This window comes from Burkholderia oklahomensis C6786, assembly GCF_000959365.1.
Lineage (GTDB): Bacteria > Pseudomonadota > Gammaproteobacteria > Burkholderiales > Burkholderiaceae > Burkholderia > Burkholderia oklahomensis.
The window spans coordinates 1,334,814-1,349,735 of the sequence record NZ_CP009556.1; the positions used below are offsets into that span (position 1 = coordinate 1,334,814).

Consider the following 14,922-nt stretch of genomic DNA (forward strand, 5'->3'; position numbering starts at 1 on the left):
ACGATGTGATCGAAAGGGGGGAACTGCGTCGCGTTTCGCTATATTGACGACATCGGGCGCGAGGTGCGCCCGATGAAGCCCTGAGTGCGAAAGCCTCAGGGCTTTTTCTTATGCAGACCAATCCGCGCCTCTTGCCGATTCCCGACAGTTGTGGCGTTTTCACTTGAGGTCCGGATACGGACGGGCGAGCAGGTGATAAATTTGATTGGAGTGCGAGTGAGGATCGGGGAGGGAGCCCTGCCTCAGGAATTTCGCGCCGGAGTATGGTTTTGCATCTGCGCTCGGTGCCCCTGCCAATTCGCTCGGCAGGGGGGGGCACATGATTATCGGATGGAATGGCCCTTATTGAGTGCCAGTTGGCTGGAAAACATCTTGCCCCACGTTGACGTGCTTCCACGGATATTGGGCGAATGCATTCGAGTAGTACCAAAGCGCTTGGATCGTCGGTACGCCGCCTGTCATGCGGCAAATTCCTGACCACGTCGTGATACTGTTGTATTGGGCCTGTGGAGTGTTCCAGTTTACGGAGAATGTGAACAGCGTGACTTGATCCAATCCAGGGGATGACGATGACGCTGCGTAGAACCAACCGGCAAGAGGGAATGCCTGCCCTGCTGTTCCCGACGGCGATTTATAGGTGCCGGAGATAGCGCCGTTTCCAGATGTGTAGGAGTTAATTGTCATGGTGGAACCAAGCTCATTGAGCCACGTTCCAACCGGGCTCTGGCAATTTGCAGCGTTAGCCCACGGAGATGATGCGAGAGTCCCCAGGATGGCGAGTGATGCGAGCGTCTTTTTCATTTTTCATTTCCTTCATTGTGATGGTGCGGATCTCTCGTATCGGCCAAACCACGCTGTGGCGAGCCTCACACCCAATCCAGCACTCATTTCGCGTGAGCTCGACGGATAGCGCCTCTTTGCAGTCCTCGCCGTTTTAAGACGCTCAATCGAGTGGGTGAAATAATTGCGAGATATGTTTTGCTGGTGAGGATGGGGGATAAAATGACTATCGATTTTGGTGTTTTATTTAACGGATAAATTAATTAATTTCGCATTGATGTTAAGAATGATACATGTTCAGAATAGGTCGGATGTAGGTATTTTGCAAGAATGTGATTTAATTGAAATTGAATTCTGAAATATCGTGAATTGTGTTGATGGAACCGGTATGGTGTTGAATTTTTGACGATATGAAATGAATAATCGGATCGGCCGGCGAGTGGCGCGATCGTCAACAGATCGTCAACATCCTGTTTGGTTTGATCGCGTGCTGATGATCGATATCGCTTAAATGCGAGATATTTTCATGTGGCGATAGGTTCGCCGATGGAAAACTAAGTCCGCAAGGTGAAAGCCTCGCGGGCCTAATGAGATAGATGGCCACCCCGCCCTACATGCGGGTAACGCTGTAGGGTGTTTTTGTTTCTGGAGGCCATCATGCAGCGCGTCGCGCTGGTTGGAATCGATCTGGGCAAGCATTCGTTTCGCCTTCACGGGCGGGATCGGCATGGCAAGGCCGTGTTTCGCAAGAAAGTGAGCCGGCAAGCGGTGGATCGAGTGCTTTGCCGCGTTTCACGTCTGCAAGGTGGTCAGGGAAGCCTGCGCCGGCGATCATTGGATGGCTCGCAAACTGGCCGGCGCCGGGCAGCAGGTCAAGCTCATCTCGCCGCAATTCGTGCGTCCCTTCGTCAAGAGCAACAAGAACGGCTTCGTGGATGCCGAGGCGATCTGTGAGGCGGCTTCGCGCCCGTCCATGCGCTTTGTCACACCGAAAACCGAATCGCAACAAACGCTGTCAGCACTGCATCGGGTTCGCGAATCGCTGATCCGCGACCGCACGAAGGCCGTCAACCAGATGCGTGGCTTTCTGCTCGAATTCGGCATCGGCCTGCAGATCGGTCAAGCCGTCATCACGCGCCTGCCGGCCGTGCTGGCCGAGCATGAGCCGCCGCCGCGCCTGATCGCCATCCTCGAGCGCCTGCACGCGCGCGATAACTTCCCGGCGCGATCAGCGCCGATTTCCGATGTCGCATGGGGAAATCGACGATGCCGGCGACATTGCATCGCCGGCGCGTCATCGGTCACCGCTCATCGCGTGCGGAGGTTTCTTGACGTGATCGAATGTCTTTCGAACGTCGCGGACCTGGTCGCGCGATCAGAGCAGCAATTGGCGGATCGTCGCGTCGCCCACGGAGACGGCGCTTTCAGGATCGTGGGGGAGGCCGTAGCTGTAGGCGGCATACCCGGTTTTCGATCCGACGGGAATCACCGCGTTGAGGTTGAAAATGACCTGGAGTTGAGGGCCGATGCCCCAGCGCGGGTTCCAGTGCAGATTGGGATACCCGACCAGGTTGAATTGAAGGGTGCGGACCAGAAAATTCGGGTCGTTTTGTTTCGAAATGGGCGGGAAGTATCCGTAATCGCCGTGGATGATGAGATCGACGAAATCCGAGGTGACTTTCGGCGGCTTGACCTTGCCCCAGACGATTCGGCCGAACCCGGAAATGCGACGATTGGCGTCGTCGAACTGCAGCTTGAGCTCGACGACCGGGGTCGAGACGGACGACGGATTCACTTCGCCGCCAGTCACGCTGTAAAGGTGGTGAAGAATCTGCGGCAGGATTTCTTCTTCGGTGGTCGTGGCCATGATGCGGACTCCTTTCTTGAAGGTGATGACGGTTGTCGTGCTGATTTGGCGCTTTTGATCGCGCCGCGTGTAAACCCGCTGCAGACGGGCTATGCTTCGATTCGTGAAATGAGTGACGTCCTGACGGGATGCGTGTCGATTAAAATCGCTTTTCGTGAATTGATTTTCTGATTTATTGAGATGGCCATGCTTTATAATTTTTATGAGATGGGCATATCATGTGTCGAGTTCGTACTTGTTGGATTAAGCATAGATTGGAAGGGCAGCTGTTCGAAACTACAAATTTTTGTAGTTTCGCTTGGAAAATATTTAAAGAAAGTCAATTTCGAGATGGGATAAAAGGTCGCGTTTGACAGCCGATTTCAGGAGGCCGGTGCGTCGAGCCGCCATCATGGCCGCCGACGAATTTCCGTTCCAACGACAGCAAGCGCAAAGATGAAGGCGGGCCATTCGCAGCATTCGGCGGCGCGCGGGGCGACCCGGAAATTCAGGGTTCGGGCGACAGGCGCTCGCGATTTGGCGCGGTACCCGCTTGCATATGAGTTCGATCGCTTTCATTCCGATGAGTGGAATGCGCCGGGCGATGCGCGTGGCGATATGCTGGAGGCGCAACCGAGACGTGGCCGAGCCGTGCTCAACACCGGCAAGCGTAGGACGCGAGCGCTGGCGCGTCAGCGACCCGGTGCGGCGTTTCGCGCCAATCGTTTCGATTCTGCGGCAGCATTGCTGCCGCACGTGTCGTCTTCGATGATGATGGCGCAGGCCGTATCTCGGTGCGCGCGAGGCTGCGCTTTGCCGGCGAGGAGTCGGGCGGCATGACGTGGCGCATGCCGGGCGATGCCTCGATGCCTCGATGCCGATCGGTCGCCGAGTGGCCGCGCGCTGCTTCGTGATTCGAGGTGGCGGCGCCGCGAGACGCCGCCACCGATCCTCATTGCTGCCGGAGCCGAATATCGCGCGACGACGCGCCGACATAGATGCGGCCGCCCTTCGCGAATGCCCATCCATTGCGGCTCGTATCCCACACGCGCCGCATGTCGGCCGGAATCACGATGCGCATGCGTCGCGCTTCGCCGGCGCGCAGGCTCACCTTGTCCCATCCGACGAGCCGCTGCGGCGGCTCCTGCGGATCGTCGAGATCGCCGAGATAGACCTGCGGCACTTCGGCGCCGGCGACGGGGCCGTCGTTGGTCAGCGTGAACGACACGGTGGTCGTCGCATCCGGACGCTGCTTCACGGCCAGCCCCGAGTATGAGAAGTGCGTATATGACAGGCCGTGGCCGAACGGGAACATCGGCGCGATGCGGTTCGCGTCGTACCAGCGATAGCCCATCTTGAGCTTCTCCGCATAGACGGGGTTCGGCGCGAACGCGCCGTCAGCGCCCCAGGTCGGCGTGTCCTCGTCGCGCACCGGGAACGTGACGGGCAGTTTGCCCGACGGATTGACCTTGCCGAACAGGACGTTGGCGATCGCGTTGCCGCCGCCTTCGCCCGGGAACCAGGCCTGAACGATCGCGGACACCTGATCGCGCCACGGCATCAGCACCGGATTGCCGCTCTCGACGACGACGATCACGCGCGAATTGGCTTGCGCAACCGCCTGGACGAGCGCGTCCTGATTCGTCGGATTCGCGAGCGCGAGGCTGCGCAGTTCGCCGAAATCTTCGCCGGCCGCCTGCGTGACGAAGACGATCGCCACGTCGGAACGCCGCGCCAGATCGACCGCCGCGTCGATTTGCTGCGAGGTGTAGGCGGCAAACGGCGATTGCTGATCGCTGTTTCCGGCGAAGGCGACCGTCGCGCCCGGCGCAAGGTTCCGGATCGCATCGACGATCGGCACGCCGAGCTTCAGCCACGGATTCGGCCACCAGTTGCAGCCCGTCGTCGTCGGGAACGTCAGCCCGCCGCATCCGGCGAACGCGCCCGTGACGGGGTGCCGCGTATTGCCAGATCCGCCGCCCGTCAGCACGGCCGCGTCGGCATGGCCGCCGATCACCGCGATCCGCTTCAGGCTCGCGGCATCGAGCGGAAGTTGGCGGCCCTGATTCTTCAGCAGCACGATCGACTGCTCCGCCGCGTATTGCGCGAAGCGGTTCGCCGCGGCGAAATCGATCGCTTCGCCGCCCTGGGGCGGATCGTCCATGACGCCCGTGCGGATCATCACATACAGCTTGCGCCGGACCATGTCGTCGAGACGCGCTTGCGCGATCTCGTGATTGGCGAGCGCCTGCTTGACGAGATCGGGCGTGAGGAACACGGTCGGCCCGACGTCCTCCTCTTCGTCGAGCCCCGCGTTGATCGCCTTCGCGGTGCTGTGCACGGCGCCCCAGTCGGATTGCACCAGCCCTTGGAAGTGCCAATCGTTCTTGAGGACGTCGGTGAGCACGTGCGCGTTTTCGCACGCGTAGTCGCCGTTCACGCGGTTGTAGCCGCACATCACGCTGCCGGGCCGCGCCGCCTTCATCGCGATTTCGAACGGCAGCAGGTAGAGCTCGCGCAGCGTGCGTTCGTCGATCCGGACGTCGCCGCCCATCCGGTTCGTTTCCTGTTCGTTGCCGACGTAGTGCTTGATCGTCGCGATCACCTTGTGGTCCTGCGTGCCGCCCGTGCGCGCCGCGAGCATTTCGCCGGCGAGGACGGGATCTTCGCCGAGATACTCGAACAGGCGGCCGCCGCGCGGCTCGCGCGCGAGGTTGGTGCCGCCGCCCAGGCCCATCGCGAAGCCTTGCGCGCGCAACTGATCGGCGATCGCGGCGCCGAATGCGTACGAAAGGCGTTTGTCCCAGCTCGCCGCGAGCCCGATCGTGGCGGGAAACGTCGTGCTCGGCTGCGACGTGCTGCCGGAGCCCGTTGCCGAATCCACCATGTTCAGATCGGGAATGCGAAGCCGCGGGATGCCCTGAATGAAGCCCGCGCCGCCGCCCGGGACGTCGCTCATCGGGTACTTCGAATGAATGAGCTGCAGTTTCTCGTCGAGCGTCATCTGGCGAACCAGCATGTCTGCGCGGCGATGCGCGGAGTCGTCCCGGAATGCGAAGTCTTTGGACGGCGCGGCGTTTTTGGACGCATGCGCGGAAACGCACAGCGTGACGGCAAGAACGGCGAGGGAGAAGCGTTTTGCGTGCATGGGTTTGTCTCCGTGAATGCTTGTTTCGTTTTGCCGTTTTGCGCCGGGCGGAACCTTGCGCGAGCGCGTACGCGAAAGACGTCGCGCGGCAAAGCGTGTGGCGGATGAAACTCGATCATGCGTCGCGGGCGGGGCCGGACCGGTGACGAATCCGGCGTGAGCAGCCGTCGCGGGGGATGTAGCAAAACTCCACGGCTAGTAATAGCGCATAAGTAGAGTGGCTACAAGTAAACTTTTGAACGATTTGGTTATCGATCGATGCCGTTTTCGACTCGCGGCGATTGCGTCGCGTTTGCGCGATCGGGCGGCCGTGCGAAGCCATCGTCAACGACTTGTCGTCGGAAGATGTTTGGGTTGCCGAATCAATCGGCGATTGACGAATGTCGTGCATCGCCAGTCGTCGATCAGATTGCATGGCGCGAAGCAAATCGAGTTCGATGATCCCAATACAGGAGGATCGCGGCAAGCCGGCGTGATGCGACGCGCCGTGATCGTCAGAACAGGTCGCTGTCTTCGCGCTCGACGTCGAGGAAGCGCCGGAGCCGATCCATCGTGAACGGCGTCTTGCCTTCGGCCGTGGCCTCCGCTTCGACGGCGTCGACCATCTCATCGCTGCATGAAATGCCGTACGGGAAAACGAGGCAGGGTCACCAGTGATTCGATTGTCCGAATTCGTACCGCTGCCTCTGCCGTTCAAGGGGTTACCAATTGCCGTTGCCGTCGAACGTCGGGCAGGCGCTCGGGTCGTCGGGGTCGGGAAACATCACCTTCTGCTTGAAGTCGTTGATCAGCCATTGCCTCATGATTTCGTCGAGCGAGGCGGGCGGCTTCGGTGCGTCTCGGTTCGCCGAATGGTGGGTGGCGTCAGTCTGCGCGTGCGTCGCGGCTTGCAAGGGCGTCATCGCATTGCTCCTGTTGCTCGGTTGAAGTATCGGTGGACGTGGGCGGCGGGTCATCGTCGATCGCGGCCGTATCGCATGCCGCGCGTCATTCGAGTCGATCCAGCGCATCGATCGTCGCGCGCCGCTCGAGCGCGTCGTCGTCGGCAATCCGGGCGGCCGCGCGGCACGCGGCGAGCGCCGCGTCGCCAAGCGCGTGCGCGATGACGCGCGGATCGAATTCGAGAATGTCTTCGTCCGATTCGACGACGAACGTTCGCGTGTCGGCGACGACGACCTGCGCCGACGGATACGCATCGTTCAGGCGTTCGCGTATCGCGGGCGCGATACGCTTCGCGTGCGTCGGCACCGACACGCGCAGCGGGCGATCGGCCGCGCACGCGTGACGGCTCGCGAGCGCGTTCACGATGCGCAGCAGCAGATCCGGATCGTCGAGCAGGTGTTCGAGCGAGCAGCGAACGTTGTCGACGACGCGTTCGAGCAGCGTCGCCCGCTGCATGTCGATTCGTTCGATGCAAGCGGCGACTTCCGCGATCGCGCGCGCGAATCCGGCTTCGTAGCCGGCTGTCGCCGCATGCGCGCGGCATGCATCGGCCTCGCTTTCGGCGTCGCGCACGAGCCGTTGCGCGCGGCGCCTCGCTTCGTCGAGCAATCGGTCGGCGCGAGCCGCCTGCGACAGCGGCGCGCGCTTGAGCAGCACGCCGGCCAGCGGCGCGAGCGTGTCAGGAAACTGGCTCAGGGTCGAGGAGCGCATGATTCACCGCGAAGGAGAAGAGCGTGGGAGACCAGACGGCGCGCGCGTCGTCGCGCGCGCGGCCCAGTTCGGAGTCGAGGCGCGTCGCATGCGCGCGCGGGAACAGCAGCGGCAGGCGCTGACGCAGCGCGCGCGGCGCATCGCGCAGCGCGGCTGCGATGCAGGCGGAGCCGGCCGCGACGACCGCGTCGTCGTCGGGCGCGCCGGCGCACGCGGCTTTTGGCACGGCCGCGAGCGGCACGCATAGAAAGCGCTGGCTCGACGGATCGAGCCGCACGTATCGTCCGTGCTCGACGAGCGGCACGCGTAGCCGTTGCACGCCGATCAGGAACGCGATGCGCGGCAGGAGCGCCCAGTGGTCGACGCAGCGCCGCGCGAACGGCGCGTCGCGCCAATCGAAATCGATCGCGGTGTCGAGGCGATGATGGTCGATCAGCCATTGGTTCGCGATGTCGATGGGCACGCGTGCAAGGTCGACGCCGGCGATCGTTCGATGATCCCGATGCGCATAGCCGAGCGGACCGTACATCACCTGCATCAACGCGTGCGGATTCATCGGCGCGGCTCCTGCGGGCCGCCGCTCGACGCGCGGACCGCGTCCGTCGCATCGACGAGGGCGGTCGTATCGGCCGCATCAGGTGGGCCCGGCGTATCGGCCATGTCCGGCGCGTCGGGTGCGACCGGGCCGTCGGGCTCGATGTGCGTCTCCGCACTCGCCGGCGTGTCGCGCGCTGCAGCGTCGCGCCTGCGGCGCAGGTAGCCGAGCCCGCACGCGGCCGCCGCCGCGAGCGCGGCCGGAATCGCGGCGAGCCAGTAGAGCCATGTGGCGCCCGCGTGCGACGCGGGCATTGTCGGCGCGCCGCGGAACAGCGACGGCGCGCGATACAGGATCACCGAAATGTCGTCGTAGTCGATGTTCGTGAAGCTGTTCTTCACGAACCGCTTCACTTCGCTGACGAGGATGTCTTGGTTGACGTCGTTGCGATAGGTGAGGAGCGCGGCGACGTGCATTCGGGCGTCGGGCTTGCCGCTGTCGGACGGCTTGAGCGGATAGCTGATCTGCACGCGCGCGCTGACGACGTTCTGCAGCGCGGCGAGATTCTGTTCGAGGCGCTGCTCAACAGCGGACAGCAGCCGCGCCTGCTCGGCCTGCGGCGACGCGACAAGCGAGTCGGCCGGAAACGCCTGGCCGATCTGCACGCGCGCCTGTGACGGCAGATTGTATTGCCGCAGCAGATCGACGGCCGTCGGAAAATCGACCTGCTCGACGCTGACCGCGTAGCCGGTCTTGCCGAGGTCCTCCTTGCGCACGGCGAGATTGTGCGCCTGGAGCACCGCGACGACGTCGTTGGCCTGCTGCTCGGTCAGATTCTTCAGCAACTCCTGCTGGTTGCATGCGGCGAGCAGCAGCAGCGCGGGCAGCAGCGAGAAAGAGACGAATCGCTTCATCGCGTCATTGTGCCTTGACGAGCGTCTCCACCGCCGCGACGGCCTTGCGCGCGAGCGTGCTCGCGAGCGAGACGTAGATGTTGTAGTCGGACAACTCGGTCTGCAGCGCGATCAGCTTTTCCGGATGCGCGAAGTCAACCGGATCGGCGAGCCGCGACTCGATGCTGGCTTTCGCGACGTTCGACTTGTCGTTCGCATCGGCGAGCGTTTGCTTCAGGATCGCGTCGAGCGTCGCTGGCCGCTCGGGCGATTCGATCTCGCTGAGCGATGGCGGCGGGGACACGGCGAGCGGGTTCGTGATGTTCATGATCGTTCGGCCCGGCGCGGCGCGGCTCGCGCCGCGTCGTCCCGGAGATGAGGAGAGGGTTAGCGGAAGTTCGAGACGATCGACGAATCGATGTCCTTCATCGATTTGACCGCGCTGCTCTGCGCGTTCCGATACAGGTTGTATTCGGACATGATCATCTGGTAGTTCGCGAGTGCCGTCGGATCGCTTGGGTTTTCCGTCAGCTTCTTCTGGGCGTCCTTCAACTGATCGTTTAGATCCTTCACGCCGGTGTCGAACGCGCGGCCGATGCCGGTCAGGTAGCCTGACCACTCGTAGTCGCCCAGCAATGGAGTCTGGGTATTGCTCATCGGGAATGTGCTCCTTCCAAGGGTTGCGGGAAATACCAGGACGCGTGATCGAGCAGCACATAGCCGTCGCCGCCTTCCCGATAGGATTTGCCCTTCAGCCAGTCGGTGCGCAGCGCGATCTTGAAATCGACGCGGCGCGTGCCCCACTTGTGGCCGAACGAGCGCATGAGGTTCTGCAACGCGGCGAGCTCCTCGTCGCCGAACGACGTCGCCACTTCGAACGTCGCGCCGCCGTGCCGCGCGAGCAGCCGGTAGCGCACGCCTACCTTGTCGAGCGCGCTGCGCGCTTCCCGCTCGATCACGCCGAGGCTCGCGTCGGTCACGCGAACGTCCTGCACGTACGGCGCCGCGCGCCGCAGCTCGCGAACCGCGCGTTCGCGCGCGGCCGCGCCCAGCCGGTCGGTAACGATCAGCTCGGGGCGCTCGGGCGCTTCGAGCCGCACGGTCACGAAATCGATGCCCGCTTCGTCGAGCCGGCGCTCGATCCGTTGCCGCTCCGAGCCGATCACGGTGACCTCGATCTTGTCCGGCAGCGCCGCCTTCAGCAGCGCCTCGCGATCCCATTCGGCGCCGTCCTGCGACGCGCTCAGCACGTAGATCCGGCCGTCGTCGCCCGGCAGGATAGCGTTGCGCGCAGGCGCGCCCGCCAGCACGCCATTTATGCTCGCGAGCTTCTGCGTGCCGATGTGGCGTTGCACCTGCCAGTACGCGAGCGCCGCGAGGGTGGCTCCCGCGACGAGCAAGGCGCCCAGCTTGAGCGCGAAGCGCGAAGCGCGGTCGCCGGGCTCGTCTGCGGCGTCAGGCGGCTGCGGGTCGGGCCGCGGCGCATAGTGCGCGATCGCGTCGCTCCAGTCGTCGTCCTGGCGCTTCACCGCGAACGCGACGTCGCCGGCGCCACAGACGGTGTTGAATGCCGCGTATTGCGTGACGCAACCGTCCACGGATAGAAAATCGACTTCGAAATCGCAGCATGCGGCGGTATTGGTTTCCGTGATTTGCGTCGCCCGACCGGGCAACGGAGGAAAACGCAAACGAAAATTCGGCGAACCGGATCGATGCGGGATATACAGTGTATCGACCGCGCGCTCCAGATAATGATCGGCCTGATTTTCGGATTTCACGAGCAGACGATCGTCGACCACGTTTTCGCCGACGCAGAAAAATATTTCGCTCGACGGAATCGTAATATCCGAGCCGAAGAGCGGGCCGAACAGGATTCGGAGCTGCAGGATTTCACGTCCGGAATCTGGTGTATTCATCTCTGCGATTTTCCAGGATGGACTGGGCGATAAATGGTCCGATTAGGGGCGTATCGTTCGATTGATCGATCCCGTTTCCGTCGATAAGAGCCGGATAATCGGATTCGAGCCAGGCGGTCGTGCCGATCAGGTGCTTCGTTGATGGGCCGGAATCCGGCTCGACGGATGAAATGTACTGCCGGATGGCCTTCCTCGCCATGAATGATCCTGAATATTCCTGAATGAAAATATGAAAGAAGATTATGGCTGGATGAATTGATATGATTCTCGTGAGATTTTATAAATACCGGATTTTTTGCTTGATCGAAATTTGACGTCTGATTAATATGCATTTCCGGAAGGGCGGCGAAATATCATTCAGTTGGCTCGCGGCCAATATCGAGGAGTGCACGATGGCCAATCGATTCAATAAATTCGATTGCGTGGTGGTCCCACCCGGAAAATTCAGATCATTTACTGGGCCGGCAATCAGGCTCATCAAGTCGGTGACGGAAATCGTGAAACTGGACGCATCGTTCGGCGCGACGTCTCACGCCGTTTCGATCGATAAAAATCGATCGGCGCTGATTATCGGGGCCGGTCAATTCAGAATCGTGTCGCACGAAGGCGCATGGCGTTTTCATGAAGTGCCGTTATTCGAGGCGGCCAAATTGCTCGCTTTTCTGGAAAGCTGTGCGAAACCGAATGGGGCTGGCCGGGAATATCGCGCGAGCGCTTCGGATGGCGCGGTGATCGATGCGCCCGGCGATCTGAGCATCTGGAAATTCGATCGCTGGCTGATCGCCCGCGTGATGGGCGCGCCGGACGACGCCGATCCGCTGCTCGCGTTCCTGCGCGCGCAGGAGAGCTACGGGCTCGTGCGCTTTCTGCTGCGCGAGCGCGCGAGCCCGCAGTCCGTCGCCACGCTGGCCGCGCGCTATGGCGTGTCGGAGCCGCACTTTCGCCGGCTGTGCCGGCAGGCGCTCGGCCGCGGCCTCAAGCGCGAGCTTCGGCAATGGCGCGCTGCGCAGGCGTTGCTAGAGGTCGTCGAGAGTCGCGACAGCATGACCGAGGTCGCGATGAGTAACGGTTTTGCGTCGTCGTCCCACTTCTCGAGAGAAATCAAGGACTTGTTTGGCATTTCGCCGTGCCAGTTCCGCCGCAGGACATGAGGAACCCGAACCGATGATGAACGCCGACACGGCCAGACGACAGGCAGCCGCGCTCGCCGCATGGCTGCTGATGACGGGCGCGGCGTTCGCCGCGCCGATCGACGGGGCGCCGCCCACCGACGCGGGCGGGCCGCCCGCGCTGCTCGACGCGGCGGACGGCGACGCGCGCGCGGCGGCGCAGCCGGCGGGCGCACCGCAAGACGAGCGCCATTTCGTCGCGAACGACGCGAGCATCAGCGTGCTGCTCAACGCGCTGTCGGGCAGGTTGCACAAGCCGATCGTCGCGAGCGAGAAGGTGCGCCGCAAGCACGTGACGGGCGAGTTCGATCTTGCCCAGCCGCGCGCGCTCCTCGCGCGGCTGGGCGAATCGATGTCGCTGCTCTGGTACGACGACGGTGCGTCGATTTACATCTACGACAACTCGGAGATCAAGAACGCGGTCGTGTCGATGCGCCATGCGACCGTGCGCAACCTGCGCGATTTCATCCGGCAGACGCGGCTCTACGATCCGCGCTTTCCGGTGCGCGGCGACGATCTGAGCAACACGTTTTACGTGACGGGCGCGCCCGTCTACGTGAATCTCGTCGCCGCCGCCGCGCGCTATCTCGACGAAGTGCGCTCGAGCGAGGCGAGTGACAAGGAGGTCGTCCGGGTCGTGCAGCTTCACAACAGTTTCGTCGTCGATCGCCAGTATGCGCTGCGCAACAAGCAGGTCGACATTGCGGGCATGGCGACCGTGCTCGGCCGGATCTTCGGCCCGGCGCGGCCGGGGGCGCTGGCGTCGTCGCCCGCCGCGTCGGTCGATGCTGCGGCGCGCGGTGGCGCGGGGAGCGCAACCGGCAAGCCGACGTTCTCGCTCGCCGACGCACTGCCCGCGCCGCTCGACGCCGGCAATGCGTCGGGCGGCGCGAACCCGGCGAGCGTCGCGAGCCCGATGGGCGGCGCGGCGGGCGGCTTCGCGTTGCCCGCGTCGGACGGCGTGCGCGCGGTCGCGTATCCGGACACGAACAGCGTGATCCTCGTTGGCCGCCTCGACAAGGTGCAGGACATGGAGGCGCTGATCCGCTCGCTCGACGTCGAGAAGCGGCAGATCGAGCTGTCGCTGTGGATCATCGACATCAGGAAGAGCCGGCTTGACCAATTGGGTATCGACTGGCAGGGCGCGCTCAACGCGCCCGGCATCGGCGTCGGCTTCAACAATCGCGGCGGCAACGTGACGACGCTCGACGGCACGAAGTTCCTCGCGTCGGTCGCGGCGCTCAGCCAGACGGGCGACGCAACGGTAATTTCGCGGCCGATCGTGCTCACGCAGGAGAACGTGCCGGCGACGTTCGACAGCAACCAGACGTTCTACGCGAAGCTGATCGGCGAGCGCGCGGTGCAGCTCGAACACGTGACCTACGGCACGCTCGTCAACGTGCTGCCACGGCTCACGCGCGACGCGTCGCAGGTCGAGATGATCGTCGACATCGAGGACGGCAACACCGACGGCGCGACGAGCGACGGTCGGATCGTCATCGACAACAACACGATGCCGCTCGTCAACCGCACGGAGATCAACACGGTCGCGCGCGTGCCGCACGAGATGAGCCTGCTCATCGGCGGCAACACGCGCGACGACGTGACGCGCCGCACGTTCCGGATTCCCGGGCTCGCTAGCATCCCGCTGATCGGCGGACTGTTTCGCGGGCATTCGGACCGGCACGAGCAGGTCGTGCGCGTGTTCCTGATCCAGCCGAAGCTGCTGCGCGCGGGCGCGGCCTGGCCCGACGGCCAGCCGTGGGAATCCGGCGATCCGGCGGACAACGCGACGCTGCGCGCGACCGTGCAGATGCTCAAACCCTACATGGACGATAAGTCATGAGCTCGATCATCGGCGGGGCATCGGTTGCGCGGCGCGGGCTTTCGCTCGACGGCGCGAGCACGGCGAACCGGCTCGACGCGGAGCCGTCGCTCGACGACGCGCCGCAGGCGTCGGCCACGGGCGCGGCCGGCGTGCAGGCGCAGCTCGACGGGGAGGCGGCGAGCGCCGCCGCGCAGTTCGGCCGGTTCCGCGCGTCGGAGCGAAAGGGACGCCGCAGCGACGATCTCGAACGGATTCTCGACACGGACGCCGACGAGAAGCTCGACGAGCTCGCCGCGCTGTTCGGCCGCCAGACATCGCCCGATGGCCACGCATCGCGCGGCCGCGCGGATCTCGCGGCGCTGCTGCGCGAAGCGCGCGAGCGCTTTCGCGACGAGAGCGATCTGCTGCTCGCGCTGCGCGAGCTGCGCCGGCGCCGCCGGCTCGACGGCGACTCCGTCGACGTGGTCGAGCGCGCAATCGAGGAACTGCTCGCGGGCGACGGTGGCAAGCGGATCAAGGCGGGCATCAACGCGGCGCTGAAGGCGAAGGTGTTCGGCGCGCGGATGCAGCTCGATCCGCGCCGGCTGCGCGAGCTGTACCGGCAGTTCCTCGAGTTCGACGGTTCGCATCTCGTCGTCTACGAAGACTGGATCGAGCAGTTCGGCGCGAACCGGCGCAAGCGGATCCTTGATTACGTGAGCGCCGCGCTGTCGTACGACATGCAGTCGCACGACCCGAGCTGCGGTTGCGCGGCCGAGTTCGGGCCGCTCCTCGGCACGCTGCATCACGCGCGGATGCTCGCGTCGGCCGACGAGCTGTTCGTCGGCCGGTTGCTCGACGACGCGCTCGCGCGCGATTGCGGGCTCACCGAGGAGCGCGCGCTCGCGGCGATGCTGGGCGGCCTGCAGCGGCCGTTCTCGGTCGCCGACGTGCTGCTGTGCACGCTCGGCGATCTGCTCGAGCCGCTCTCAGCCGAGCGCCGATCGCAACTGCTGCAGCTCGCGCTGCGCGCGTTCGCAGGCGTGCCGATCGCGCTCTTCGGCGACGCCGATGCGCGCCGCGCGGCGCTCGACGCGTTCGAGGACCTGATCGGCGCGACGTACGCGCGCGAGCGGCGGCAGGCGCGCCCGCGCGCCGACGCCGGCTGACGCGCG

13 protein-coding genes and 2 pseudogenes are annotated in these 14,922 nt (G+C 63.9%); 4 read left to right on the forward strand and 11 right to left on the reverse strand.

Going from position 1 to position 14,922, the window contains the following annotated elements; all coding sequences use genetic code 11:
- Positions 1–342 precede the first annotated feature (342 nt).
- A complete protein-coding gene (locus tag BG90_RS33765) occupies positions 343–801 on the reverse strand; it encodes an avidin/streptavidin family protein (protein ID WP_010111286.1) in 459 nt (152 codons plus the stop codon).
- Positions 802–1,437: 636 nt separating this feature from the next.
- Between BG90_RS33765 and BG90_RS33770 the strand changes: the two are divergent.
- Positions 1,438–1,987 (forward strand): annotated as a pseudogene (locus BG90_RS33770) (IS110 family RNA-guided transposase); the annotation flags it as partial.
- Between the two features lie 168 nt (positions 1,988–2,155).
- Here BG90_RS33770 and BG90_RS23830 read toward each other — a convergent pair.
- The 10 genes and pseudogenes from BG90_RS23830 to BG90_RS36840 all read right to left on the reverse strand — a co-directional run bounded on the left by BG90_RS23830 (position 2,156) and on the right by BG90_RS36840 (position 10,970).
- A complete protein-coding gene (locus BG90_RS23830) occupies positions 2,156–2,647 on the reverse strand; it encodes a hypothetical protein (protein WP_010109790.1) in 492 nt (163 codons plus the stop codon).
- Positions 2,648–3,578: 931 nt separating this feature from the next.
- Positions 3,579–5,774 (reverse strand): beta-glucosidase family protein, encoded by a 2,196-nt coding sequence (locus tag BG90_RS23835; protein ID WP_010119803.1) that lies wholly within the window; start codon positions 5,772–5,774, stop codon positions 3,579–3,581.
- A gap of 701 nt (positions 5,775–6,475) precedes the next feature.
- Positions 6,476–6,676, reverse strand: coding sequence for a hypothetical protein (locus BG90_RS36510; RefSeq protein ID WP_010109528.1), 201 nt, complete (start codon positions 6,674–6,676; stop codon positions 6,476–6,478).
- Positions 6,639–7,427, reverse strand: a pseudogene (gene sctL / locus BG90_RS23845) (type III secretion system stator protein SctL). The gene BG90_RS36510 and the pseudogene sctL overlap by 38 nt, the downstream one beginning before the upstream one ends.
- Complete coding sequence (locus tag BG90_RS23850) at positions 7,396–7,983, reverse strand: type III secretion apparatus protein OrgA/MxiK (RefSeq protein WP_010109524.1); 588 nt, start codon at positions 7,981–7,983, stop codon at positions 7,396–7,398. The pseudogene sctL and the gene BG90_RS23850 overlap by 32 nt, the downstream one beginning before the upstream one ends.
- Positions 7,980–8,876 carry a type III secretion system inner membrane ring lipoprotein SctJ gene (sctJ, locus tag BG90_RS23855; protein WP_010109521.1) on the reverse strand — a complete coding sequence of 299 codons (897 nt, stop codon included), beginning with the start codon at positions 8,874–8,876 and terminating at the stop codon, positions 7,980–7,982. The genes BG90_RS23850 and sctJ overlap by 4 nt, the downstream gene beginning before the upstream one ends.
- A gap of 4 nt (positions 8,877–8,880) precedes the next feature.
- Positions 8,881–9,183, reverse strand: a complete 303-nt coding sequence (gene sctI / locus BG90_RS23860) for a type III secretion system inner rod subunit SctI (RefSeq protein ID WP_010119559.1) — start codon at positions 9,181–9,183, stop codon at positions 8,881–8,883.
- Between the two features lie 59 nt (positions 9,184–9,242).
- The gene (locus BG90_RS23865; protein WP_010119557.1) at positions 9,243–9,512 is read right to left on the reverse strand and encodes a type III secretion system needle complex protein; all 270 of its coding nucleotides are present in this window, start codon (positions 9,510–9,512) and stop codon (positions 9,243–9,245) included.
- Positions 9,509–10,771, reverse strand: coding sequence for a PrgH/EprH family type III secretion apparatus protein (locus BG90_RS23870; protein WP_010119555.1), 1,263 nt, complete (start codon positions 10,769–10,771; stop codon positions 9,509–9,511). The genes BG90_RS23865 and BG90_RS23870 overlap by 4 nt, the downstream gene beginning before the upstream one ends.
- Positions 10,746–10,970 (reverse strand): hypothetical protein, encoded by a 225-nt coding sequence (locus tag BG90_RS36840; RefSeq protein ID WP_232288951.1) that lies wholly within the window; start codon positions 10,968–10,970, stop codon positions 10,746–10,748. Before BG90_RS36840 ends, BG90_RS23870 begins: the two co-directional genes overlap by 26 nt.
- 286 nt (positions 10,971–11,256) lie before the next feature.
- Here BG90_RS36840 and BG90_RS23875 point away from each other — a divergent pair, with 286 nt between their 5' ends.
- The 3 genes from BG90_RS23875 to sctW are packed head-to-tail and all read left to right on the forward strand — an operon-like array spanning position 11,257 to position 14,916.
- Entirely contained in the window at positions 11,257–11,922 is a 666-nt protein-coding gene (locus BG90_RS23875; protein ID WP_010119553.1) for a helix-turn-helix domain-containing protein, read from the forward strand.
- Between the two features lie 13 nt (positions 11,923–11,935).
- Complete coding sequence (gene sctC, locus BG90_RS23880) at positions 11,936–13,786, forward strand: type III secretion system outer membrane ring subunit SctC (protein ID WP_045568416.1); 1,851 nt, start codon at positions 11,936–11,938, stop codon at positions 13,784–13,786.
- Positions 13,783–14,916: a type III secretion system gatekeeper subunit SctW gene (gene sctW / locus BG90_RS23885; RefSeq protein WP_010119544.1), complete on the forward strand. Its 1,134-nt coding sequence runs from the start codon at positions 13,783–13,785 to the stop codon at positions 14,914–14,916. The genes sctC and sctW overlap by 4 nt, the downstream gene beginning before the upstream one ends.
- Positions 14,917–14,922: the final 6 nt, after the last annotated feature.